Origin of the sequence: Streptomyces sp. NPDC014734 (genome assembly GCF_043083325.1) — a bacterium.
Classification (GTDB): Bacteria; Actinomycetota; Actinomycetes; order Streptomycetales; family Streptomycetaceae; genus Streptomyces.
This window is the reverse complement of sequence record NZ_JBIBYN010000003.1, coordinates 40983-65576: the sequence shown is the minus strand read 5'-3', so window position 1 is coordinate 65576 and position 24594 is coordinate 40983. Positions and strand designations below refer to the sequence as shown.

Sequence of the window (24594 nt, the reverse complement as noted above, 5' to 3'; positions counted from 1 at the left end):
AACGGATCACCTGAGCCATCGAATGAATGCTCTGGGCGACTGCCCGTCCTACCAGTTTCCACGCCAGTGTCACGGGGTCGGCCTGCGACGTTCTGGCTCGGGACGCCGCCAAGCGCGGGGAGGGATCCAGGGTCAGCGTGGCGAACCCCCTCGTCAAGTTCGACGACTTGCGTGGAGTCCGGCTCCTGCGCTGGGCCTCTTGTGATGTCGTCATGTCGCAACGGTACCCCCATGCGTGTCCTGAAGGAACGAGCATATGTGGAGACCGGTTGCCGTCCGTGCACCACGAGTTGGAGGGCGCACGCCGTCCCCGGGCGTACGAATGCCCCTCCCGTCGAGGCGGAAGGGGCGGTGCGGGAAGGCCCCACCACCCCGGAACGTTCCGGGGTGGTGGGGCACGACTTCGCACAGGTGGGGCCCACGGGACATGAAGAAGGGCCGACCCGTTTTCACGGGCCGACCCTCGATCATTCAGGGTGAGTAACGGGACTCGAACCCGCGACATCCTGGACCACAACCAGGTGCTCTACCATCTGAGCTATACCCACCATGCCCGGTCGTTTCCGACCGGCCGAGAAAAAGTGTACAGGGTCCGGGAGGGTGCTCGCGCCACCATTGTTCCGCCGGCGGTCGGAGCCCCCGAAAGGCCCATGACCAGTGGCTTCACCGAAGGGCGGGGCACGCCCGGAAGGCCCCGCCCCACCGGCCCCGGGTGGACGCGGGCCGGGTGCAGCCTCGGGACACGTTCTCGTGCGTGTCGGGCGCCGCGGGACGGGCAGGACCTCGGGGCGTGTCCTACGGGGCGGGTGGGGCGACGCGCGCCGCGACGGCCTTCGCCCGGTCCGAGTCCGGCCCGGGCTGCGGGACGAAGATCGCCTCGCGGTAGTAGCGCAGCTCCGTGATGGAGTCGCGGATGTCCGCGAGAGCGCGGTGGTTGCCGTTCTTCTCCGGACTGTTGAAGTAGGCCCTCGGGTACCAGCGGCGTGCCAGTTCCTTGATCGAGGACACATCGACGATCCGGTAGTGCAGGAAGCCCTCCAGCGCGGCCATGTCCCGCGCCAGGAATCCGCGGTCGGTGGAGACCGAGTTGCCGCAGAGCGGGGCTCTGCCGGCCTCCTTCACATGCTCACGGATGTAGGCGAGCACCTGGGCCTCGGCGTCGGCCAGGGTGGTGCCCCGGGCCAGCTCGTCGAGGAGGCCCGAGGCGGTGTGCATCCGGCGCACCACCTCGGGCATCGTCTCCAGGGCCGTGTCCGGCGGGCGGATCACGATGTCCACCCCTTCGCCGAGCACGTTCAGCTCCGAGTCGGTGACCAGTGCGGCCACCTCGATGAGTGCGTCTTCCGTCAGCGAGAGCCCGGTCATCTCGCAGTCGATCCACACCATGCGGTCGTTCATGACCCCACCCTACGGGGCACTCCGTTGACCCGGGAGGGTCGGGCGCCCACCGGCGTACGCGTCGGGGCCCTGCTTCCCGTGCTCCGGGTGCCCCGCTCCGATCGCCGACGACGCCACGGCGTGCGCGGCGGACGGAGCCGTGGCGCGTCGACCGCCCGAACCCGCCTGGGCGGGTACGACGGACTCGATGACGTCGCCGATGTCCGGGCCGCCGCCCTGCGGACGACGGGCCCGGTACGCGGCCCGGTACGCGGCGGGGGAGGACCCGAGCTGGCGCCGGAAGTGCCCGCGCAGCGCGACCGGCGAGCGGAAGCCGCAGCGGCCCGCGACCTCGTCGACCGAGTACTCGGACGTCTCCAGCAGCCGCTGCGCCTGCAGCACCCGCTGAGTGATCAGCCACTGGAGCGGTGCGCTGCCGGTGAGCGAACGGAACCTGCGGTCGAAGGTCCGCCTGCTCATGTAGGCGCGCGCGGCGAGCGTCTCCACGTCGAACTGCTCGTGAAGGTGCTCCAGCGCCCAGGCCACGACCTCGGCGAGCGGGTCGGAGCCGATCTCCTCGGGTAAAGACCTGTCGAGGTAGCGCTCCTGGCCGCCACTGCGCCGCGGTGGCACGACCAGCCGACGGGCCAGCGCCCCGGCGGCCTCCGTGCCATGGTCCGTGCGGACTATGTGCAGGCAGAGGTCGATCCCGGCCGCGGTCCCGGCCGAGGTGAGCACGTCGCCGTCGTCGACGAAGAGTTCACGCGGATCGACGTGCACCGACGGATAGCGCTTGGCCAGCGTCGGCGCGTACATCCAGTGTGTGGTCGCCGGGCGGCCGTCCAGCAGGCCGGCGGCGGCGAGTACGAACGCCCCGGTGCACAGCCCGACGATGCGGGCCCCCTCCTCGTGCGCACGACGCAGCGCGTCCAGCGCCTCGGTGGGCGGCGGTGAGGTGATCGAGCGCCAGGCGGGCACTACGACGGTGCCGGCCCTGCTGATCGCCTCCAGCCCGTAGGGCGTGGTGAGTTCGAGTCCCCCGGTGGTCCGCAGCGGCCCCTCCTCCCCGCCGCAGACGAGAAGTCGGTAGCGCGGAACTCCCGCGTCCTGTCGGTCGATTCCGAACACGGAGAGCGGGATCGAACTCTCGAAGATGGGGCCACCGCTGAACAGCAGCACGGCGACGATCTCACGTCGTCGTCGGCCGCTGAGCTTCCGTACAGCCTCCGTTGCGGTGGCGGAGTCCTGGCTCATGACGCTAAGCCCCCCTCGGTGTTCGCGTCTTCCTGGTCCTTGCGGGCCTGTCGCTCCTGCACGTTTCCCCTCGGTCCTGCACGAGTCCCCGGTCCTCGATACCCAAGATCGAATCTACTGCGTCCCGCGGTGCCGGAGTGACAAGTTCACCAACCGGCGTTATGTCGACAAGGCAACTTGGCGGGAAGCATTCGATCACGAAGCGTTTCACTCGACGGCCGCGCAGGGAAGTGGGCCTCGCCTTGATGGCCCGTCCCCGTCGGGTGGAATCGTACCGCGCGGTCTCTTCCTTCCTGGTGGCAAGGGGGTTGATCGGCCATTTCGGCAAGGAACCGACAGGGGTGTGAAGTTGGCTGAAAATAGATGGTTGTGCATACGTGATTCGGTCAGTCGACCGGCGCACAACCTCGCCGAGCGACTGCTTCTTTGCGCCCCCGGGGCAGGTGGGCGCCGAATCGGACGGCATGCCGGGGCGGCGTCGGCGGGCGATCGGATTCCGACCGATGGGCCGGTATCGATCCGTGGTCGCGCGAGACCTCCGGGCGCGACCGGTGGGGCGGGGCGGGCGACATGTGTTCGGGAGACAGATTGTCGTCCCGAAGTCCGGTCGGCGGGCGGTGATCCGTTCCCCGGCGGAGGCGGTGATTCCGGGGTGGCGGCGGGATGGCGGACGGGTCGCCGACCGGCTCCGGGCGGAACGGGTCGGGCCGGCCGTCGTCGGTGTACCGGGCAACCGGCATTGCCATCCGGGGTCCGCCTCGGGCATGCTCCGTGAAACGTCGCGCGTGCTTTGCACGGGTCTGGGCAGTGGAGGAATGGCGCCGTACCCTTGGGGGTAAGGGGTTGGGAAGATGATTCCCGGACACCGCCACACCGCCCGCTGACGCACCTTCCCCAAGTCGCTCTCCTCACGAGGACTCTCTTCGCCGAGACACCGATGGCCGGTCACGAAATCCCCGAACCCGCCGACCGCAAGCAGGTGGCCGACGCCATGTCGGACCCGCAGGCGGTCGAAGAAACGCGTCATTCCTGCGATCCCGCCTTTCGGCATGGTGTCGTCGTCGGCTTCGACGGCTCGACCTCGAGCGAGCGTGCCCTCGCGTACGCCATCGGCATGGCCCGTAGATCGGGTTCCGGCCTGATCATCGTCCATGTCGCCAACCGGCTGCCGACCACCGTCTGGGCAGGTTGCGAGCCGCCCGTCTTCGTCGACGTGCCCGACCACCGCACCGAGGTGCTCGGCCTGGAGCTCGCCTGCGCCGACTACCTCTCCGAGGTTCCGTGGGTGCTCGTCGAGCGCGGCGGGGACATCTGTCACGAACTGGAGGAGGTCGGCCGGGAGTACTCGGCGGACGCCATCGTCGTGGGTTCCACGCACGGTGTGGTCGGCCGCATCTTCGGCTCGGTGGCGGGGCGCCTCGCGCGTCGCGCGCAGCGCCCGGTCGTCGTCATCCCCTGAACGGCCCCGTCCCGGCCGCTCCCGCCGCGGTCCCTCCCGTGGGCGGTCGAATCGGCTCGTCCGACGTGGCGTCAACTCGCCTGCGAAAACCGGCGCTCCGGCGTCCTGGTGCGGTGGCCCACCTGCGGGCGAAAGGTGCATACCGGTCAACGGGTGGCAGGGTGGGCTCGTGTGAGGGGATCGCAACACGGACAACGGTGCGCCCACCAGACCCGCGAACACCGTCGATCCGGGCACCGGGCCCCGCCCACCGGCGCTGCCGGCGTTCGGTATCGGTCACCCCGCAGCCGTGTGCGAGGCCGGTTCGGGGTGCCGGGAGGCCGGCCGGGGCGCGGTCCGGTGTGCGGGCGCGTTCCCGCGCGACCTCCGGTTCGTGGCCCCCGGCACGGTCCGTGGCTTCCGGGACGGCTGGTGGTCTCCGGCGCCGTCCGTGGCCCCGGGGCGGTGCGCGGCGCGGTTCGCGACCGAGTGCGGGAACGGCCCCGTCCCCGCCCCGTGACGGGCGGATACGGGGCCGTGCGGGCCGTGCGGCGGAGGTGCGCGCGGGGTGCGGCCCGGGTGCCGCTACTCGACGGTGACGGACTTCGCCAGGTTGCGCGGCTTGTCGATGTCCCGGCCCATGGCCAGTGCCGTGTGGTACGCGAAGAGCTGGAGCGGGATGCCCATCAGGATCGGGTCCAGCTCGTTCTCGTTCTTCGGCACGACGATGGTGTGGTCGGCCTTGTCCTGCACCTGGTGGGCGACGGCGAGGATGCGGCCGCTGCGGGCCTTGATCTCCTCCAGCGCGGCCCGGTTCTTCTCCAGCAGGTCGTCGTCCGGCACGATCGCGACCGTCGGCATCGCGGGCTCGATCAGTGCCAGCGGCCCGTGCTTCAGCTCGGACGCCGGGTACGCCTCCGCATGGATGTACGAGACCTCCTTGAGCTTCAGCGACGCCTCGCGGGCGACGGGGTAGCCGCGCACGCGGCCGATGAACATCATCGACCTGGCGTCCGCGTACTCGGCCGCCAGCCGCTTGATCTCGTCCTCGTTCGCCAGGATCTCGTCGATCTGGGCGGGCAGCCTGCGCAGTCCCTCGATGATCCGCTTGCCGTCGGCGACCGACAGGTCGCGGATCCGGCCCAGGTGCAGGGCGAGCAGCGCGAACGCGACGACCGTGTTGGTGAAGCACTTCGTGGAGACGACGCAGACCTCGGGGCCGGCGTGCACGTACGTGCCGCCGTCGGCCTCCCGGGCGATCGCGGACCCCACCACGTTGACGACGCCGAGCACTCGGGCGCCCTTGCGCTTGAGCTCCTGGACGGCGGCCAGCACGTCATACGTCTCACCGGACTGGGAGACCGCGACGTACAGCGTGTCCGGGTCGACGACCGGGTTGCGGTAGCGGAATTCGGAGGCGGGCTCGGCGTCCGCCGGGATCCGGGCCAGCTCCTCGATCAGCTGGGCGCCGATCTGGCCCGCGTGGTACGAGGTGCCGCAGCCGAGGATCTTGATCCGGCGGACCCCGCGCGCCTCGCGGGCGTCCAGGTTGAGGCCGCCCAGGTGCACGGTGGCGAACCGGTCGTCGATCCGGCCGCGCAGCACCCGGTCGACGGCTTCGGCCTGCTCGGAGATCTCCTTGTGCATGTACGTGTCGTGGCCGCCCATGTCGTACGACTCGGCCTCCCACTCCACGGTGGTCGGCGTGGCCGTCGTGGACGAACCCTCCGTCGTGTACGTGCGGAAGTCGTCGGCCTTCAGGGTGGCCATCTCGCCATCGCCGAGGGTGACGACCTGGCGGGTGTGGGCGACCAGGGCGGCGACGTCCGAGGCGACGAACATCTCCTTCTCGCCGATGCCGAGCACGACCGGGGAGCCGTTGCGGGCGACCACGATCCGGTCGTTGAAGTCGGCGTGCAGCACGGCGATGCCGTACGTGCCCTCGACCGCGCGCAGCGCCTCGCGGACCTTCTCCTCCAGGGTCTCGGCCTGGGCGCGGGCGATCAGGTGGACCAGCACCTCGGTGTCGGTCTCGGAGAGGAAGACGACGCCGTCGGCGACGAGCTTCGCACGCAGCTCGGAGGCGTTGTCGATGATGCCGTTGTGGACGACGGCGACCTTGTTGTCGGCGTCCAGGTGAGGGTGGGCGTTCTCGTCGCTCGGGGCGCCGTGGGTGGCCCAACGGGTGTGCGCGATGCCGGTGGTGCCGCTGAAACGCTTGGGGACGCGGGCCTCCAGCTCGCGGACCCGGCCCTTCGCCTTGACCGACTTCAGGACGGCGGGCTTCCCGGCCGCCGCCTTGCCGGTGATGGCGATGCCCGCGGAGTCGTAACCCCGGTACTCCAGCCGCTGCAGCCCTTCCAGCAGCAGCGGGGCCACATCACGCTTCCCGATATATCCGACGATTCCGCACATAGAGTCTCTGCCCCTCCATCGATGTACCTGTTGTGCCCGATGCCGGGCGCTCGGTGCCTGGGCCCCGAGGCGGGCGCTCCGGCCGTGGGTGGTCCGGTCAGCCGTAGACGATGCGGCGCAGCTGGCGGAGCGAGAGCTCCGGCGGCGCGACCGCGCGGTGCGGCAGTTCGGCGGCGATCCGTTCGAAGATCTCCGCGTTCACCAGGCCGCCGGACTGCAGTTCCCGGTGGCGGCGGCGGACGAAGTCGTCGGTCGTCTCGTCGAAGTACGCCAGCACGTCGAGCACCACCCGGGCCGCCTCACCGCGCTGGAGCGCGGTGCTGCGCACCAGGTGGTCGATGAGGTCGTCGTGCGACGGGCGGCGTTCGAGCACCCGTCGATACTGCGGCGGGCGAGGCGCTTACGCAACAATTCTGCCCGATATCGGGCAGGGATTGATGTGATCACGGTCTCGTGCGCCCCGGAACGTGTGCCGAGGCGACGGTCCGGGAGGGGTGACGGCCCAGGAGGGGCGAGGAGGCGCTTCGGGGCGGGTTGGGGGCGGGTTGGGGGCGCTTCAGAGGCGCTTCAGGACGGCCTGCTTGGCGGCGCTGAACTCGTCATCCGTGAGCACCCCCGTCCGGTGCAGTTCGCCGAGCTCCCGAAGGCGTCGCAGCAGCACGTCGTGGTCGTCGGCGGGAGGGGTGTCCGCGCCGGGGGCGGGCGAGGTCGCCTGGGTTGTGGAGGGTGCCAGGGTCTTCGCGGTACGCGCGTCGGCCGGGGTGTGGCTGCCCGTCGCGGTGCCGGATTCCGGTTCGCCGGGCAGCCGGACCAGGACCGCGGCCGCGACCAGCGCCGCCGTGTACTCCTTCTTGGAGAGCCCCCACAGGTCCAGCGCGTACGGGTCGTACTCGGCGGCCGGGGCGGGGGCCGCGCTCATGCCCGGGGTGCCCCGGACGAAGCGCAGATGGCCGTTCTCCAGGCCGATGGCGGGGATCCAGTGCACCTCGGTCACCTCCGACACCGGGAAGGCGACCGGGCCGCCGGAGCTCTTGGCCTCCTTGGCCTTCCAGTTCCAGGTGAGGCGGATGATCTCCCCGTCGAACGAGGCGGTGCCGTCCCCGCCGCCCCCGGCGACCGGCACCGCGGGCCCCGGCAGCAGGAAGCCGTCCGTCGGTCCGGACGGCACCTGCTCGACCAGCAGGGCGTTGCGCACCTCGTCGACGAAGTACTCCGCCACCCCGACGCGGTCCTTCTCCACGGCCAGCCGGTACGGGTCGGCGGAGTCCTTGAGCCGGCCGTTCGCGGCGCGCAGGACCGGGCAGGCGCCGTCGCGCAGTCGCAGGTGGAGGACGCCGCCCTTGCGGCGCGGTTCGAAGGCGATGCCCGCCAGGGCGTGGAGTGGGACGACGCGTTCCCCCAGCTCCTGGCGGAGGGGATGCACCCCCTTCTCCCGGCCGGGCACGATTCGCACCGCCTCGCCGTCGAAGGTCCATGTTCCGTCGCGCTGGATTATTTCCGCCATGCGCCGGATTCTCTCAGGCGCCGTACGGGGTTGTGGTCTACACCTTGACTGTGTGTGGATCGGACGATACGCATGGTGATGGTTCGGCTCGGTCAGGACATCCAGCAGGTGCGAACCCGTCGAAAGGGACCTGGCTCGTGAGACTGCACGGAACACGGCGAACACAGCGAACGCAGAGGTCACAGCGAACGCAGGGGGAACAGCGGGCACATCGGGCACAGCCGACGCGGCGGACCTGGCGGGCTCGGTGGGTCCCTCGATGGGCCCGGGGGGAGGACGGGATCCGACGGGCCCGGCGGATGCTCGCGGCACCGGGCGTCGGAATCCGGCGCGTCGCGCTTCCGCGCCTCCTCGGTTCGCTGCTGCTCGTCACGGCGGCCGGTGTCTCCGGCGTCGGCGCGGCGCAGTCCGGAGCGGCCGCGGACAGCCGCTCGACCCCCACCGGCACCTCGCCGCGCCCGCTCGGCCGCACGGTGCCCGCCCCCGCCCGGGTGAAGCCCGCCGGCTCCCCGTACTCCCTCACCGCGAAGACCGCGATCCGGGTCGAGAGCGACTCCGCCGAGGCCCGACGGATCGGCGACTACCTGGCGGGTCTGCTGCGCCCGTCCACCGGCCACCCGCTGCCGGTCACCGGCCGGGGCGCCGACGGCATCAGGCTCCGGCTCGACCCGCAGGACGGCGGAGCGGGTGACGAGGGCTACACCCTGAGGTCGGACCCCGAATCCGTCACCCTCACCGCGCGCACCCCGGCCGGGCTCTTCCACGGCGTCCAGACGCTGCGTCAGCTGCTCCCGGCGCGGGTGGAGGAGAAGAGCCGCCAGAAGGGCCCGTGGCAGGTCGCGGGCGGCACGATCGAGGACGTGCCCCGCTACGCGTACCGGAGCGCCATGCTGGACGTGTCCCGGCACTTCTTCTCCGTCGCCGAGGTCAAGCGCTACATCGACCAGCTCGCGCTGTACAAGCTGAACACGCTCCACCTGCACCTCTCCGACGACCAGGGCTGGCGGATCGCCATCGACTCCTGGCCGCGGCTCGCCACGTACGGCGGGAGGACGGAGGTCGGCGGTGGAACGGGCGGCCACTACACGAAGGACGACTACAAGGAGATCGTCCGCTACGCCTCCTCCCGCTACCTGGAGGTCGTTCCGGAGATCGACCTGCCGGGCCACACCAACGCCGCGCTCGCCTCGTACGCGGAGCTGAACTGCGACGGCGTCGCGCCGCCGCTCTACACCGGCACCGATGTCGGCTTCAGCTCGCTGTGCGTCCCGAAGGCCGTCACGTACGGCTTCGTGGACGACGTGATCCGTGAACTTGCCGCGCTCACCCCCGGCAAGTACCTCCACATCGGCGGCGACGAGGCGCACTCCACCAGTCACGACGACTACGTGACCTTCATGAACAAGGCGCAGGCCGTCGTCGGCAGGTACGGCAAGACCGTGATCGGCTGGCACCAGCTGACCGGGGCGACCCCGGTCGCGGGCGCGGTCGCCCAGTACTGGGGCTACGACCGGACCGGTGCCGCCGAGCGCGAGCAGGTGGCCGCCGCCGCGGCGAAGGGCACGAAACTCGTGCTGTCCCCGGCGGACCGCAGCTACCTCGACATGAAGTACGACAAGGACACCGAACTGGGCCTGTCCTGGGCCGGCTACGTCTCCGTCCGGCGCAGCTACGACTGGGACCCGGCGGTCTACCTGGACGGCGCCCCGGCGGGTTCCGTCCTCGGCGTGGAGGCGCCGCTCTGGTCGGAGACGCTCACGAACAGCGACGAGATCGAGCGGATGGCGTTCCCGAGACTTCCCGGCGTCGCCGAGCTGGGCTGGTCGCCCGCGTCGACGCACGACTGGGACGCGTACAAGGTGCGGCTGGGCGCGCAGGGTCCGAGGTTCTCGGCGCTGGGCATCGACTACTACCGGGCGCCGGAGGTCCCCTGGGCGGCGGAATGACCTCTGGGTGGCGGAGGTCCCCCGGGTGCCGGAACGACTCCTGGACGGAGGCGGAATGAGGCGAACGATGTCCGCCCGTTTCGGCCCCGGCGTCCCCCTGCTGCGGCCCCGGCGTCCGCCCGGGGCCGCAGTGCGGGGCGGTCCGGACGCGGGGCGGAACCGCTGCGTGCGCCCCGCCCGAATCCGCCCGTCCGAATCCGCCCCGTCCCGCATGCCGCCACGTCAGGCCGGCAGCCCCAGCTCCCTCGCGATCAGCATCCGCTGGACCTCGCTGGTGCCCTCGCCGATCTCCAGGATCTTGGAGTCGCGCCACATTCGGGCCACCGGGTACTCGTTCATGAATCCGTAGCCGCCGTGGATCTGGGTGGCCTCGCGGGCGTTGTCCACCGCCACCGTCGACGAGTACAGCTTGGCGATCGCCGCCTCCTTCTTGAACGGCTCGCCCGCCACCAGGCGGGAGGCGGCGTCGCGCCAGCCGATCCGGGCCATGTGGGCGCGCATCTCCATGTCCGCGATCTTGAACTGGATGGCCTGGTTGGTGCCGATCGCCCTGCCGAAGGCGTGTCGCTCACCGGCGTACTTCACCGACTCGTCCACACAGCCCTGGGCCAGGCCCGTGGACAGGGCGGCGATGGCGATCCGGCCCTCGTCGAGGATGCGCAGGAACTGCGCGTAGCCCCGGCCCTCCTCGCCGAGCAGGTTCTCCAGCGGGACGCGGACGTCGCTGAAGGACAGCTCGCGGGTGTCGGAGGCGTTCCAGCCGACCTTGGAGTACGGGGCGGCGACGGTGAAGCCGGGAGTGCCGGACGGGACGATGATCGAGGAGATGCGCGGGGCGCCGTTCTCCTTGTGGCCGGTCACCGCCGTGACCGTGACCAGGTCGGTGATGTCGGTGCCGGAGTTGGTGATGAAGCACTTGGCGCCGTTGATCACCCACTCACCGGTGGCCTCGTCGCGCACCGCCGTCGTGCGGGTGCCGCCCGCGTCCGAGCCGGCCTCCGGTTCGGTCAGGCCGAACGCGCCGAGCGCCTCGCCCGAGCAGAGCCTCGGCAGCCACTTCCGCTTCTGCTCCTCCGTGCCGAAACGGAAGACCGGCATCGCGCCGAGCGACACCCCGGCCTCCAGCGTGATCGCCACGGACGAATCGACCCGGGCCAGCTCCTCCAGGGCGATCCCGAGGGCGAGGTAGTCCCCGCCCATGCCGCCGTACTCCTCCGGGAACGGCAGCCCGAACAGGCCCATCCGCCCCATCTCCCGCACGATCTCGTACGGGAACTCATGGCGCTCGTAGAAGTCGCCGATCTTCGGGGCGACGACGTCGTGAGCGAACTCCTCGACGGTGCGGCGCAGTTCCTCGTGCTCGGCGGTCAGCCGGTGGTCCAGGGACATGGCAGGTGTCACTCCTTGTGGGACGGGCGTCATCGCACCGAGAGCGCGCGGACGGTACGGGACGGGCTGGGTCGGCCCAGGTGTTCGGCGAGCCACACGCTGGTGGCGGTGAGCGCGTCGAGGTCGACCCCGGTTTCGATGCCGAGGCCGTCGAGCATCCACACGAGGTCTTCGGTGGCGAGGTTTCCGGTGGCGCTCCTGGCGTACGGGCAGCCGCCGAGGCCGCCCGCCGAGGCGTCCACGGTGGTCACTCCGTGCTGGAGCGCGGCGAGGGTGTTGGACAGGGCCTGGCCGTACGTGTCGTGGAAGTGCACCCCGATGGTGTTGGTGCGCACGCCCTCCTCGTTCAGCTCGGAGAGCAGGTTCTGCACGTGGCCGGGGGTGGCGACGCCGATGGTGTCGCCGAGGGAGAGTTCGTCGCAGCCGAGGTCCATCAGCGCCTTGGCGACCCGGACGACCTGGTGGACGGGGACGGGCCCCTCCCACGGGTCGCCGAAGCACATCGAGAGGTAGCCGCGGACGTGCACCTTGTCGGCCTTGGCACGGGCGACGACCGGTTCGAACATGGCGAGCGACTCGGCGACCGTGCGGTTCAGATTGCGGGCGGCGAACGTCTCGGTGGCGGAACCGAACACGGCGATGCGGCGGGCGCCGAGCGCCAGGGCCCGGTCCAGTCCGCGCTCGTTCGGCACGAGGACCGGCAGGGCGACGCCGTCGATGTCCGCGAGGCGGGGGAACAGGTCCTCGGCGTCGGCGAGTTGGGGCACCCAAGTGGGGTGCACGAAGCTGGTCGCCTCGACGGTGGTCAGACCGGACGCGGCGAGGCGGTGGATGAACTCCGCCTTCACCTCGGTCGGTACGACGGACTTCTCGTTCTGCAGCCCGTCGCGGGCGCCGACCTCGTGGATGCGCACCCGGGGCGGCAGGTCCTGGACGGGCACGGTCATGGGCAGGGTGCGGGGTGTCATGCGTCCTCCCCGGGAGTGTCCGTGGTGGTTGCGCCGGATGCGGAGGCGGCGTCCCCGGACGGGGCCACGACGGCGAGGACCTGGTCCATGGCGACCGTGGCACCGGCGGTGACGTCCAGTTCCGTCACGGTCCCGGCGTGCGGGGCGGAGATGACGTGCTCCATCTTCATCGCCTCGACGACGAGCAGGCTCTGACCGGCCACGACCTCGTCGCCGACCGCCACCTTGACCACGGTGACCGTTCCCGGCATCGGTGCGGCGAGGGTGTCCGCGCCGGACCGGGCGGCCCCGGCGAGCGACGCCGCCACCGGGTCGTGGTCCTGGACGTGCCAGGTGTCGCCGTCCCGGCCCAGCCAGATCCCGTCAGGGGAGGCGGCATGGGTGAAAGCGTGGGTGACACCACCGAGTTCGAGGACGATACGGTGCCCGGTCAGCTCGACCGTGCGCGCGGTCTCCGGGCCGCCGGGTGTCGGGGCCAGCGGGCCGCAGGCACCGGTCGCGGGCACCGGCGGACGGGCCCCCTCCCCGACATGGCCGAACGCCAGCTCGGCGCCCGCCGCGCGGGTGCGCAGCGACACCTGCACCGGGTCGTGACCGGGCAGCCGGAAGTGGCGCACGGTCGGGGCCGGGGTGCCGCCGAGGCGCCAGCCGCTCGCCGCCGAGAACGGGTCGGCCCAGGCCGCGGCGGCAGAGGCGGGCTCGGCGGCCGGTGCGTTCTGCCGCAGCAGCGCCGCCGCCGCGTACACCTCCTCGGGCACACCCTCGGGCACCAGGCCGTCGACCTCGCGCTCCACCAGCCCGGTGTCCAGCTCGCCCGCCGCCACCGCCGGGTGGGCGAGCAGCCGGCGCAGGAAGCCCGCGTTGGTCGGGACGCCGAGGATCACCGTGTCCGCGAGCGCGGCGCGCAGCCGGCGCAGCGCGGCGGCCCGGTCGGGCCCGTACGCGATGACCTTGGACAGCATCGGGTCGTACAGGCTGCCGACCGCGCCGCCCGCGGCGAGTCCGGAGTCCGTGCGCACGCCGCCGCCCCGCGGCTCGTGCAGCGCGAGCACCGTGCCGCCCGACGGCAGGAAGCCGCGCGAGGGGTCCTCGGCGCAGATCCGGGCCTCGATCGCGTGCCCGGTGAGCGTGATGTCCGTCTGCCCGTACGGCAGTCGCTCGCCCGCGGCGACCCGTAGCTGCCACTCGACCAGGTCCAGGCCGGTGATCAGCTCGGTGACCGGGTGCTCGACCTGGAGGCGGGTGTTCATCTCCATGAAGTAGTACGAGGCGGGGTCGTTGCCCGGGACGATGAACTCCACCGTGCCCGCGCCGACGTAGCCGCAGGAGCGGGCCGCCTGGACGGCCGCCTCGCCCATCGCCGCCCGGGTCCCTTCGTCGAGCAGGACCGACGGCGCCTCCTCGATGATCTTCTGGTGGCGGCGCTGGAGCGAGCATTCGCGCTCACCGAGGTGGACCACGTTGCCGTGGGCGTCCGCCAGTACCTGGATCTCGATGTGCCGGGGCCGGTCGATCCACCGCTCCACCAGCAGCGTGTCGTCGCCGAACGAGGCCCGTGCCTCCCGCCGGGCGGCGGCGATCTCGTCCGCGAGCAGCGCCTCGTCGCGTACCAGCCGCATGCCCTTGCCGCCGCCGCCCGCCGAGGGCTTCAGCAGTACCGGGGTGCCGATCTCCCGGGCCGCGTCGGCGAGTTGGGCATCGGTGAGTCCGGTCCCGGAGGAGCCCGGCACGACCGGGACCCCGGCCGCCGCGACCGTCTCCTTGGCCCGGATCTTGTCGCCCATCAGCGCGATGGCGTCGGCGGGCGGGCCGATGAAGACCAGCCCCGCCTCCGCGCAGGACCGGGCGAAGCCGGCGTTCTCGGCGAGGAAGCCGTAGCCGGGGTGGACGGCCCGCGCGCCGGTGCGGCGGGCCGCGTCCAGCAGCGCGGGCACGTGCAGATAGCTCTGCGCGGCGGGTGCGGGCCCGATGCGTACCGCCGTGTCGGCCTCCCGCACGTGCCGGGCGTCCGCGTCCGCGTCGCTGAACACGGCGACCGAGCGGACGCCGAGCTCCCGCAGCGTGCGGATGACCCGTACCGCGATCTCGCCCCGGTTGGCGACCAGAACGGTGTCGAACATCGTCATCTGTTCCTCACATCCGGAAGACGCCGAAGCCGGGCGCCGCGGGGTCCTTCTGGGGGAGCGGGGCGTTGGCGCACGCGGTGAGGGCGAGCCCCAGTACCTGCCGGGTCTCCATCGGGTCGATCACACCGTCGTCCCAGAGCCGGGCGGTGGCGTAGTAGGCGTTGCCCTGGGTCTCGTACTGCTCGCGGACCGGGGCCTTGAACGCCTCCTCGTCCGCCGCGCTCCAGTCGTCGCCCAGCTGGTCGCGCTTGACCGTCGCGAGGACGGAGGCGGCCTGCTCGCCGCCCATGACGGAGATCTTCGCGTTGGGCCACATCCACAGGAAGCGGGGGGAGTAGGCCCGGCCGCACATGGAGTAGTTGCCCGCGCCGTACGACCCGCCGACGACGACGGTCAGCTTCGGGACGCGGGTGCAGGCGACAGCCGTCACCATCTTGGCGCCGTGCTTGGCGATGCCGCCCGCCTCGTAGTCGCGGCCCACCATGAAGCCCGAGATGTTCTGGAGGAAGACCAGTGGGATGCCGCGCTGGTCGCACAGCTCGATGAAGTGGGCGCCCTTCTGGGCGGACTCGGAGAACAGGATGCCGTTGTTGGCGACGATCCCGACCGGGTGGCCGTGGACGTGCGCGAAACCGGTGATCAGCGTCGTGCCGTACTCCGCCTTGAACTCGGCGAACCGCGAGCCGTCCACCACCCGCGCGATCACCTCGCGCACGTCGTACGGGGTCCGGGAGTCGACCGGGACCGCCCCGTACAGTCCGGCGGGGTCCACCTTCGGCTCCTCGACCGGGCGGACCGTCCACGGCAGCGCGCCGCGCCCGGGCAGGGTGGCGACGATGTTCCGCACGATGCGCAGCGCGTGCGCGTCGTCCTCGGCGAGGTGGTCGGTCACGCCGGAGGTGCGGGAGTGCACCTCGCCTCCGCCGAGCTCCTCCGCCGTCACGACCTCGCCGGTCGCCGCCTTCACCAGCGGCGGGCCGCCCAGGAAGATGGTGCCCTGGTTGCGGACGATCACCGCCTCGTCGCTCATCGCGGGGACGTACGCACCGCCCGCCGTGCACGAGCCCAGGACGGCGGCGATCTGCGGAATGCCCGCCCCCGACATCCGGGCCTGGTTGTAGAAGATCCGCCCGAAGTGCTCCCGGTCCGGGAAGACCTCGTCCTGCATCGGCAGGAAGGCCCCGCCCGAGTCGACCAGGTACAGGCAGGGGAGCCGGTTCTCCAGCGCCACCTCCTGGGCCCGCAGGTGCTTCTTCACGGTCATCGGGTAGTACGTGCCGCCCTTGACGGTCGCGTCGTTGGCGACGATCACGCACTCCCGGCCGCCGACCCGGCCGATGCCCGCGATCACCCCGGCCGCCGGGGCGGCGCCGCCGTACAGCCCCTCGGCCGCCAGCGGGGCCAGCTCCAGGAACGGGGAACCCGGGTCGAGCAGGGTGTCCACCCGGTCCCTGGGCAGCAGCTTGCCGCGCGCCACGTGCCGGGCGCGGGCCCTCTCACCTCCGCCCAGTCTGGCCGTGGCGAGCCGCCCTCGCAGCTCGTCGGCGAGCGCGTGATGCGCCGCCTCGTTGGCCTGCCAGGCCTCGGAGGCGGGATCGGCCGCGCTGGCCAGCACCGGTGCCTGCTGCATCGTGTCGAGCCCCCTTGCCCGTACCGCGGTGTTCGTGGTCGCCGCCCGGTGGTCGCCGTCGTCGCCGCCGGACCCGGTCCGGGCGGGATCAGCCGCCGGGGCCGGGCCCGGCGGATCAGGTCCCGTCGGGCCGCGATGGTTAATGAACGTTAACGCCTTTCGGCTTCAGGTTAACGAGCGCTAACAGGGTTGTCTAGAATGAATCCTCATGAGCACCCATGCCGCCGCCCGCGTCGCGGCCCCCACCCGCCGCGAGCAGATCCTCAAGGAGGCCGCCCGGCTCTTCGCCGAGCGCGGCTTCCACGGCGTCGGCGTCGACGAGATAGGCGCCGCCGTCGGTATCAGTGGTCCCGGTCTCTACCGGCACTTCCCCGGCAAGGACGCGATGCTCGCCGAACTGCTGGTCGGCATCAGCGAGCGGCTGCTGGCGGGCGGGCGACTGCGCGTGTCGGAGGACGCGGCCCGCGGCGACGGCTCCCCGCAGGCCCTGCTGGACGCGCTCATCGAGGGGCACATCGACTTCGCGCTCGACGACCGCCCCCTGATCACTCTCCACGACCGTGAGCTGGACCGCCTCCGGGACGCCGACCGCAAGCAGGTCCGCCGGCTCCAGCGGGAGTACGTCGAGGTGTGGGTGGAGGTGGTCCGGGAGCGATACCCGGACCTGCCCGAGCATGAGGCGCGGGCCGCCGTCCACGCCGTCTTCGGGCTGCTGAACTCGACCCCGCACCTGGCTCGCCCCGGCGCGCAGCCGGATCGTGCGGGCACGGCGGCGCTGCTGCACCGGCTGGCGCGCGGCGCCTTCGAGGCGGCGGCTCGCCGGTAGAGCCGTCGGGGCGACGAGGGCGACCGGAAGAGATGTACCGGACGGGTTCTCCGGACGAGGTATCCGGGCGAGGCATTCGGGAGGGGCCTTCCGGCGAGGTGAAGGGGATTCCCGGCGAGGTATCCGGAAGGGCTTGCGGGCGAGGTGTTCGGAACGGCACCCGCCCGGGTGCGCGGTCGCGAATTGCTCCGGGCGGGCGGAGACGATCCCGGTATTCCTCTCCCTTTTCCTCGACCGGGGCTGTCGGTCGCGGTGTCGCGGTGTCCCCCGGGCATATGGTTTGAGCTGACTCGCCACGCCTGATGGGGAACGTGAATGAAAGCATGTCAGGTTTCGGTCGTTGTCCCCTGCTTCAACGAGGACGAGGTGATCGAGGCATTTCACCGCACGCTGGTCTCCGCTCTCGAACCGACCAGGCGGACCTTCGAGATCTGTTATGTCGACGACGGCAGCAGTGACCGGACCAGAAGCAGGATCGGTTCCTTCGCCACCGCGGACCGTCGGGTCCGGTACACCTCCTTCAGCCGCAATTTCGGCAAGGAGGCCGCCATGCTCGCGGGGCTGCGCATGTCCCGCGGCGAATCCGTCGTCCTCATGGACGCCGACCTCCAGCACCCGCCCGATCTGCTGCCCCGCATGCTGGAGCTGCGGCGGTGCGGCTACGACCAGGTCGTCGCGCGACGGGACCGGACGGGCGAGGGCGCCCTGCGCACCTTCCTCAGCACCGCCTACTACCGGGCCATGGGGCGGTGCATGGACGTCGAGGTCGTCGACGGCGAGGGCGACTTCCGGCTGCTGTCGCGCAACGCCGTGGAAGCCGTGCTCGCGATGCCCGAGACGAACCGGTTCTCCAAGGGGATCTTCTCCTGGATCGGCTTCGACACCGCCAGTTTCACCTACCAGAACATCCAGCGTGCGGCGGGACGCTCCAAGTGGGGCGGCAGGCGGCTGTTCAACTACGGGGTCGACGGACTGATCTCCTTCAACAGCCGCCCCCTGCGCCTGGCCATCTACGTCGGGCTCGCGCTCGCGCTCACGGCCCTGGGATACGCCCTGTGGATCATCGCCGAAGTGGCGCTGCACGGCGTCGGCGTCCCCGGCTACACCACTCTGCTGACCGCCGTCGTCGCACTCGGCGGAATCCAGCTCGCGACGCTCGGCATCATCGGCGAATACGTGGGACGCATCTACTGCGAGGCGAAACGCCGTCCGCACTATGTCGTGCGCGAAACGAACGAATCATCGAAGGGAATGTCGGCCGGCTTTCACGACCGGAACCATGCGGAACGGCCCGTGCACACGAAGGAACGGCCCCGCCCGAGACCCGTCGGGGCGACCGCGATCGGCGCCTCCAGATTCCGTACGATGCGTCAGTTCATCATTTTCGCGGCGATCGGAATCATCAATACGGCGGTATACCTTTCGGTGTACGCCACGCTGAACACCTGGATTCCCTATCTGGTCGCACACGTCATCGGATACACGGTCAGCGTGCTGGGTTCGTTCCTGCTCAACTCGTACCTCACCTGCCGTACGAGGCCGACCTGGCAGGCACTCTTCCGGTATCCGCTGTCGAGCATCGTCAATCTGGTGCTCACCGGTGTGCTGCTCTACCTCGGCGTCAGCAGGCTGGGCCTGGGCAAGAACGTCGCCGCCCTGGCCGCCGGAATCCTCGCGACCCCCTTCTCCTTCCTGCTCGCCCGCTGGGCCATCGACTCCGGCGCCGACCGGACCCGGCGGCGCGCAGCCCGGCCGGTGGCCGTGCCGGGCACACCACCCCCTGACTGACCCCCGTCCTCTCCGCCGATCCGTCCGCCTCCCCACAGCGCCCGCGCGCTCCGGTCTCCCGACGCGCACGGAGTCTCCCGCCCCCCCGACACCCACGACGCGAGCACCGTACGGAAGGCATCAGCACGCATGACCGCGGAATCGCCGAAAACCGCTGACGACCGGTGGAAGGACGGCCGGCCGACGGGTGAAGGGGGGCCCCGCCCGGACGACGGCACCGGCACGAGCACGGACACCGGCACGGACGCCGGCACGGGCACGAAGACGGACGCGGGACCCGGCTCCGGTCCCGGCTCCTCGCGATGGCGTGCGACGGCCGGGACGGCGGCGCTCACCCTGGTGCCGCTCGCCCTGCTCGGCGCGGCTTTCTGGATCGGCCGCCTGGTCCGTCCCGGAGCGGACGACTGGTGCTTCCTCCCGGTGATCCGCGACGAGGGCGCCTCCGGGATGATCGCGAAGTTCTACCTGCACGACAACGGACGCCTCGCCAACGCGCTCCTGGTCATCGCGTACGGAGCTTTCGGCGTCGCCGGACACCAGTGGTTCGCCCTGGTGAGCGGGGTCGTCATGCTGGGCATTCTCTGGGCGCTGATCGCCTCCGCGCTGGGCAGGGCCCGACTGTCCGCGCCGCGCGGACTCGCGCTGCTCGTGGCGGCGACGACGGCGGTGATCTTCTTCCTGGCGACGCCGAGCCCGTACAAGACGTTCTACTGGCCCGCCTCCTCGGTCTCGCACACCATGTCGCCCGTCCTGGCCTGCCTCGCCGTCATCCCGCTGCTGCGCGCCCGCACCCGCCGGGGATGGGCCCTCGCGCTGGGTGCCGCGCTGGTGACCGGGGTCTTCATCGGCACGCTGTCGGAGGAGACGGCGGTCGTCGCCCTCGTCCTGCTCGTCACCGTCCTGCTGCTCAGCCACTGGGCGGTCCCCGGGCCCGACCGCACCCGCACCCGCCTCTGGTCCGTTGTCGCGTTCGCCGGGGTCGTGATCGGGGCGGCCATCCTGTACCTGTCACCGGGGGCCCGCACCCGGCGCGAGCGGTTCGGCGCCGACTCCACGTCCATGTTCGGCCCGGACGCCCTGGGCACGGCGCTGCGCGCGTTCGGGCAGATCCTGGAGACCGTCGTCACCACCTGGCAGTACCTGGGGGCGGTCGCGGTCGGCGTCCTGCTCGGCCTGCTGGTGCGCCGGGAGGGGGAGCGGCGGGACGGGCTTCCCGGGCACCGGGACGGGGAACGAGGGGACGGTTCCCCGGGCGGCCGGGACGGGGAACGAGGGGACGGTTCCCCGGGCGGCCGGGACGGGGAGCACGAGGAAGGACTCCTGGGGCGCCGCCCCTTCGTCCCCGTCCTCGCCGGTTTCCTCGCCTTCCTGGTCTCCGGATACCTGTGCACCGTCGTCGCCTACCCCGCCTTCGGGGCGAGCGTCGCGATCGCCCCGCGCATCTGGGGCGACTTCCTGCTGCTGTACGTGCTGCTCCTGGTCTGCGTCGGGGCCCTGCTGGGACGGGCCCTGCGGGCCCACCGCCCGGGACGGCGCACGGTGACGGCCCTCGCCGTCGGTGCGGCGGCCGTGTGCGTGCTGACCTGCGTCGGCCTCGCCGTGCCGTTGTTCCGGCTCGAACAGCAGATGGACGTACGGGCCCAGCGCTGGGACCGCCAGGACCGCTTCCTCAGGGACGGGGCGGCGCGCGGCGCCGAGGTGCTCCCGTACACGCCGGTGTCCGTCGCCGCGATGGGGGAGCCGTTCGGCGACCACGGAAAGCGGCTGTGGCCGGGACAGTGCGTCGCCCGCTACTACTACCTGAAGAAGATCACATACTCGACGCGACTGCCCTGAGCGGGCACGTGACGGCCACGTCACGACCACAGTCGTATCAAGATCCCGGCACACTGCGCACACCTGACGGCACAATGGGTTCATGCCGATACCCAGCCGTGCCGCCCTCGTCGACCACCTCGTGCGTACGCGCATCGCCGGAAATGTCGCCACACCCCGCGACAACAACCTCTCCCACTACCGCAAGCTCGCCAACGGCGACCGCCACTACTGGCTGGGGCTGGAACTCGGGGACCGGTGGCGCGACGAGCAGGACGTACTGGCGGTGATGGCCGAGCGCTGCGGCGTCAGCGACGACCCGGAGCACAGGTTCGGCCAGGACACCATCGACCCGGAGCTGACCGTCGACGCCCTGGAGCGGATGGCGGCCCTGTTGCGGAAGGCGGCGGATGGGTCGCAGCGGGTGCTGTTCGCGACCGGGCATCCGGGCGGTCTGCTCGACGTGCACCGGCAGACCGCGCAGGCGTTGCGGGCCGCCGGATGCGAGATCGTACGGATCCCGTCCGGGCTGGTGGCCGACGAGGGCATGGTGTTCCAGTTCGCTGACGTCGCGGTGCAGGAACGCGGTGCGACGCTCTGGCACACGCACTCGCCCGCCCCGATGGCAGCGATCCTGGACGGTCTGGAGCGGGAGGGGCGGCCACTGCCCGACCTGGTGGTCGCCGACCACGGCTGGGCGGGGTGCGCGGCGCAGCGCGGGCTGGACGCGGTGGGTTACGCGGACTGCAACGACCCGGCGCTCTTCCTCGGCGAGGCGGAGGGCACCCTCCAGGTTGCCGTGCCGCTGGACGACCACGTGCTCGATCCGCGCTTCTACGACCCGTTGACGGACTACCTGCTGGGCGCGGCCGGGCTGCTCTGAGGACCGGCGGCCCGCACGGCGGGCCCGCCCGCCGTGCGCTCTCCCCGGTGCCGGGCGGTACGCCGGTCAGTCGGCCGTCCGGCGCAGGACCAGGCTGACGAAGCCGAAGCAGTCCCGGTAGACGCGCAGCCATTCGGAGCGCCGGATGCCTGCCGTTTCGAGCACCTGCGGGCTCTCCGGGTCGGCCGGATTGTCCAGGGCCCACGACGCCAGCGTCCCCCAGCACGCCCACTCGTAGGCGTCCAGTTCCGCGCGGGTGCTGACGTGGCCGTGCACGGGGGTCCATCCGGCGGCGGCGACCCGGTCGACGGTGGTCGCCAGGTCGGCGAAGTCGCCGAGCATCTCCACGGCCTCCGGGGACGGCTCGCGTTCCCAGAACCCGTCACCGATCAGCACCCGTCCGCCGGGGGCCAGGTGTGCGCGTGCTGCCGCGAGCGTGGGCAGCAGCCCGCCGAAGGCATGGGCGGCCCCGACACTGAGCACCAGATCGAATCCGTGCGGGGAGGAGAACTCCTCGGCGCCGCCGTGGTGCAGCACGAGACGTTCCGCGACGCCGAGCCGGTGCGCGTTGCGGCGGGCCTGTGCCAGGGCGTCCCCGGATATGTCCACGCCCTCGGCGTGCAGTCGGGGACGCGCGTCCAGGGCGCGCAGAAGCCATTCCGCGCCGCCGCAGCCGAGGTCGAGTACGCGCTCGTCGCCGCGCGGCAGCCCGTGGTCCAGCAGACCTCGCACCGAGTCGTCGTCGAGCGGGGCCTTGATCGGGTGGTGGGTGTGGGCGATCCCGGAAAGCTGTTCACGATTCATCGCCGCAGCGTGTCAGCGCGGTGCCCGCCGTGCATCCGGATTTCGCCGCCGCGCATCCGGTGGTGGTGCGGCTGTCAGTCCCGGGGGACGCGGATCACGCCCTCCTGGATGACACTGATCGCCAGCCTGCCGTCCTGGGTGTGGATGCGGGCCTGTCCGAGTCCGCGCCCACCGGAGGCCGACGGCGACTCCTGGTCGTACAGCAGCCATTCGTCGGCCCGGAACGGCCGGTGGAACCACATGGCGTGGTCCAGGCTGGCCCCGACCACGTCCCCGATCGCCCAGCCCCCGCGCCCGTGGGCGAGCAGCACCGAGTCGAGCAGCGTCATGTCGGAGACGTACGTCGCCATGCAGACGTGCAGCAGCGGGTCGTCCGCGAGCTTTCCGTTGGTGCGGAACCACACCTGGGACCGGGGCTCGCGCGGCTCGCCCGCCGTGGCGAACGGCGGCGCGTCCACGTACCGCAGGTCGACGGCGGCGCGGGCCTCGATCAGCCGGTCCACGATCCGTGGGTCGTTGAACCGGTCCGCGTACCGGGGCAGCATCTGGGCGGCCGTCGGCAATGTCTCCGGGTCCGGGGCGGGCGGCATGTCCGCCTGGTGCTCCAGGCCCTCCTCATACGTCTGGAACGACGCCGAGAGATGGAAGATCGGCTGCCCGTGCTGGACGGCGACGACGCGGCGGGTGGTGAAGGACCGCCCGTCCCGGATGCGGTCGACGCTGTAGACGATCGGCACGCCCGGGTCGCCCGCGCGCAGGAAGTACGCGTGCAGGGAGTGGGCGGTGCGATCGGCGGGGACGGTGCGGCCCGCGGCCACCAGGGCCTGGGCCGCGACCTGTCCGCCGAAGACCCGGGGAACGACCGCCGAACGGCTGGCGCCCCGGAAGATGTCCTGCTCGATCCGCTCCAGGTCGAGCAGATCGAGCAGCGAGTCGAGTGCCGTGCTCATGGGAGGGACGTCGCCGCTCTACAGGCCCATGGACTTGGCGATGATCGACTTCATGACCTCGCTGGTGCCGCCGTAGATGCGGTTGACCCGGTTGTCCGCGTAGAGGCGGGCGATCGGGTACTCGTTCATGTAGCCGTAGCCGCCGTGCAACTGGAGGCAGCGGTCGATGACGCGGTGTGCGACCTCGGTGCAGAAGAGCTTGGCCGACGCGGCCTCGGCGGCGGTCAGCTCACCGGCGTCGAGGGCCTCCAGCGCGCGGTCCGCGACGGCCTCGGCGGCGTCCACCTCGGCCTGGCAGGCCGCCAGTTCGAACTTGGTGTTCTGGAAGGAGGCGACCGTCTTGCCGAAGACCGTACGGTCCTGGACGTACTGCTTGGCGAACGCGACGGCGGCCTTGGCCTGCGCGTACGCGCCGTAGGCGATGCCCCAGCGCTCGGACGGAAGGTTCTGGCCGAGGTAGTGGAAGCCCTTGTTCTCCTCGCCGAGCAGGTCCGTGACGGGCACCTTCACGTCGACGAACGCCAGCTCGGCGGTGTCGGAGGTGCGCAGGCCGAGCTTGTCGAGCTTACGGCCTATCGAGTAGCCCTCGGACGTGGTGTCGACGGCGAACAGCGAGATGCCGAAACGGCGGTCCTCGGCGGTCGGCGCGGACGTGCGGGCGCAGACGATGACCCGGTCGGCGTGGACGCCGCCGGTGATGAAGGTCTTGGAGCCGTTCAGCACGTAGTGCGTGCCGTCGTCCGAGAGCTTGGCGGTGGTCTTCATTCCCGCGAGATCGGAGCCGGTGCCCGGCTCGGTCATCGCGAGTGCCCACATTTCCTCGCCGGAGACGAACTTCGGCAGGTAGCGCTTCTTCTGCTCCTCGTCGGCGAGCATCTTGATGTACGGAAGGGCCAGCAGCACGTGCACGCCCGACCCGCCGAAGGTGACGCCCACCCGGGCGGTCTCCTCGTACTGGATGGCCTCGAACTTGTGCGTCTCCAGGCCGGCGCCGCCGAACTCCTCGGGCACGTTGATGCCGAACAGTCCCAGCTCGGCGAGCTTGCCGTAGAGCTCGCGCGGGACGATGCCCTGCTGGAACCACTCGTCGTAGTGCGGGACGACCTCGGCCTCGATGAAGGCGCGGATGGTCTCCCGGAACGCCTCGTGGTCCTCGTTGAATACCGTACGGCGCACGGGGTGCCTCCTTGGTCGGCTTCGGACGGCTGCGAGCCGGGATCCCGGACCCGGGATACGGGCTTCGGCGGGGTCGGCTAAGCGCTTGCTCAGATAATGTCAGAAGTTACCCGGCGGTCACAGGTGCTGTCCAGGGTCGCCCGCCCGGGGTGACGAGCGGCACGCGCCCACTCTCCCGGCTCGTTCCGCGCCTCGTCTCCCGGCCCGTTCCGTGCTTCGTCTCCCGAACCGGTCGTCTCCCCCCGGCAGGCCCCCATCCGCTCTCCGGTGTTCGAAGCGCGTGCGGGCTCCCCTCGGCCGGTCGG

Annotated in this window: 18 protein-coding genes and 1 tRNA gene; 6 read left to right on the top strand and 13 right to left on the bottom strand. The window is 71.4% G+C overall.

All coding sequences use genetic code 11. The features are described from left to right. Positions 1-475: 475 nt before the first annotated feature. The 3 genes from ACF1CT_RS06825 to ACF1CT_RS06815 form a co-directional block, all read right to left on the bottom strand. Positions 476-548, bottom strand: a tRNA-His gene (locus ACF1CT_RS06825). A 247-nt stretch (positions 549-795) separates the two neighbouring features. Further along, positions 796-1398: an oligoribonuclease gene (orn, locus tag ACF1CT_RS06820; RefSeq protein WP_391782697.1), complete on the bottom strand. Its 603-nt coding sequence runs from the start codon at positions 1396-1398 to the stop codon at positions 796-798. Between the two features lie 9 nt (positions 1399-1407). Continuing rightward, the gene (locus ACF1CT_RS06815; RefSeq protein ID WP_391782696.1) at positions 1408-2631 is read right to left on the bottom strand and encodes a helix-turn-helix domain-containing protein; all 1224 of its coding nucleotides are present in this window, start codon (positions 2629-2631) and stop codon (positions 1408-1410) included. 937 nt (positions 2632-3568) lie between these two features. On the opposite strand from ACF1CT_RS06815, the gene ACF1CT_RS06810 reads away from it, so the two are divergent. Further along, complete coding sequence (locus ACF1CT_RS06810) at positions 3569-4090, top strand: universal stress protein (protein ID WP_376242786.1); 522 nt, start codon at positions 3569-3571, stop codon at positions 4088-4090. Positions 4091-4654: 564 nt separating this feature from the next. Here ACF1CT_RS06810 and glmS read toward each other — a convergent pair. From glmS to ACF1CT_RS06795, 3 genes are all read right to left on the bottom strand, one after another. Then, positions 4655-6484, bottom strand: a complete 1830-nt coding sequence (gene glmS / locus ACF1CT_RS06805; RefSeq protein WP_391782695.1) for a glutamine--fructose-6-phosphate transaminase (isomerizing) — start codon at positions 6482-6484, stop codon at positions 4655-4657. 97 nt (positions 6485-6581) lie between these two features. Further along, positions 6582-6857 (bottom strand): hypothetical protein, encoded by a 276-nt coding sequence (locus ACF1CT_RS06800; RefSeq protein ID WP_073783215.1) that lies wholly within the window; start codon positions 6855-6857, stop codon positions 6582-6584. 183 nt (positions 6858-7040) lie between these two features. After that, on the bottom strand, positions 7041-7988 hold the full coding sequence (locus ACF1CT_RS06795) for a DUF4429 domain-containing protein (RefSeq protein ID WP_391782694.1): 948 nt from the start codon (positions 7986-7988) through the stop codon (positions 7041-7043). 299 nt (positions 7989-8287) lie between these two features. Between ACF1CT_RS06795 and ACF1CT_RS06790 the strand changes: the two genes are divergently transcribed. Beyond that, the gene (locus tag ACF1CT_RS06790) at positions 8288-9934 is read left to right on the top strand and encodes a beta-N-acetylhexosaminidase (protein ID WP_391782693.1); all 1647 of its coding nucleotides are present in this window, start codon (positions 8288-8290) and stop codon (positions 9932-9934) included. 222 nt (positions 9935-10156) lie between these two features. Here ACF1CT_RS06790 and ACF1CT_RS06785 read toward each other — a convergent pair whose 3' ends face one another. The 4 genes from ACF1CT_RS06785 to ACF1CT_RS06770 are packed head-to-tail and all read right to left on the bottom strand — an operon-like array spanning position 10157 to position 16047. Next, complete coding sequence (locus ACF1CT_RS06785) at positions 10157-11323, bottom strand: acyl-CoA dehydrogenase family protein (RefSeq protein ID WP_391782692.1); 1167 nt, start codon at positions 11321-11323, stop codon at positions 10157-10159. A gap of 29 nt (positions 11324-11352) precedes the next feature. Continuing rightward, on the bottom strand, positions 11353-12291 hold the full coding sequence (locus ACF1CT_RS06780; RefSeq protein WP_391782691.1) for a hydroxymethylglutaryl-CoA lyase: 939 nt from the start codon (positions 12289-12291) through the stop codon (positions 11353-11355). Then, positions 12288-14411: an acetyl-CoA carboxylase biotin carboxylase subunit gene (locus ACF1CT_RS06775; protein WP_391783053.1), complete on the bottom strand. Its 2124-nt coding sequence runs from the start codon at positions 14409-14411 to the stop codon at positions 12288-12290. Before ACF1CT_RS06775 ends, ACF1CT_RS06780 begins: the two co-directional genes overlap by 4 nt. A 13-nt stretch (positions 14412-14424) precedes the next feature. Next, positions 14425-16047 carry a carboxyl transferase domain-containing protein gene (locus tag ACF1CT_RS06770; RefSeq protein ID WP_391782690.1) on the bottom strand — a complete coding sequence of 541 codons (1623 nt, stop codon included), beginning with the start codon at positions 16045-16047 and terminating at the stop codon, positions 14425-14427. Positions 16048-16255: 208 nt separating this feature from the next. Here ACF1CT_RS06770 and ACF1CT_RS06765 point away from each other — a divergent pair, with 208 nt between their 5' ends. The 4 genes from ACF1CT_RS06765 (at position 16256) to ACF1CT_RS06750 (ending at position 21359) form a co-directional block, all read left to right on the top strand. Further along, complete coding sequence (locus ACF1CT_RS06765) at positions 16256-16873, top strand: TetR/AcrR family transcriptional regulator (RefSeq protein ID WP_391782689.1); 618 nt, start codon at positions 16256-16258, stop codon at positions 16871-16873. 315 nt (positions 16874-17188) lie between these two features. Further along, positions 17189-18661 (top strand): glycosyltransferase, encoded by a 1473-nt coding sequence (locus ACF1CT_RS06760; protein WP_391782688.1) that lies wholly within the window; start codon positions 17189-17191, stop codon positions 18659-18661. A 129-nt stretch (positions 18662-18790) separates the two neighbouring features. Then, positions 18791-20497 (top strand): DUF6056 family protein, encoded by a 1707-nt coding sequence (locus tag ACF1CT_RS06755; RefSeq protein ID WP_391782687.1) that lies wholly within the window; start codon positions 18791-18793, stop codon positions 20495-20497. Positions 20498-20579: 82 nt separating this feature from the next. Continuing rightward, positions 20580-21359, top strand: a complete 780-nt coding sequence (locus ACF1CT_RS06750; protein WP_391782686.1) for a phosphatase — start codon at positions 20580-20582, stop codon at positions 21357-21359. 66 nt (positions 21360-21425) lie between these two features. On the opposite strand, the gene ACF1CT_RS06745 is transcribed toward ACF1CT_RS06750, so the two are convergent. The 3 genes from ACF1CT_RS06745 to ACF1CT_RS06735 all read right to left on the bottom strand — a co-directional run bounded on the left by ACF1CT_RS06745 (position 21426) and on the right by ACF1CT_RS06735 (position 24289). After that, on the bottom strand, positions 21426-22163 hold the full coding sequence (locus ACF1CT_RS06745) for an SAM-dependent methyltransferase (RefSeq protein ID WP_391782685.1): 738 nt from the start codon (positions 22161-22163) through the stop codon (positions 21426-21428). Between the two features lie 74 nt (positions 22164-22237). Beyond that, complete coding sequence (tesB, locus tag ACF1CT_RS06740) at positions 22238-23113, bottom strand: acyl-CoA thioesterase II (RefSeq protein ID WP_391782684.1); 876 nt, start codon at positions 23111-23113, stop codon at positions 22238-22240. A gap of 18 nt (positions 23114-23131) precedes the next feature. After that, positions 23132-24289 carry an acyl-CoA dehydrogenase family protein gene (locus tag ACF1CT_RS06735; protein ID WP_391782683.1) on the bottom strand — a complete coding sequence of 386 codons (1158 nt, stop codon included), beginning with the start codon at positions 24287-24289 and terminating at the stop codon, positions 23132-23134. Positions 24290-24594: the final 305 nt, after the last annotated feature.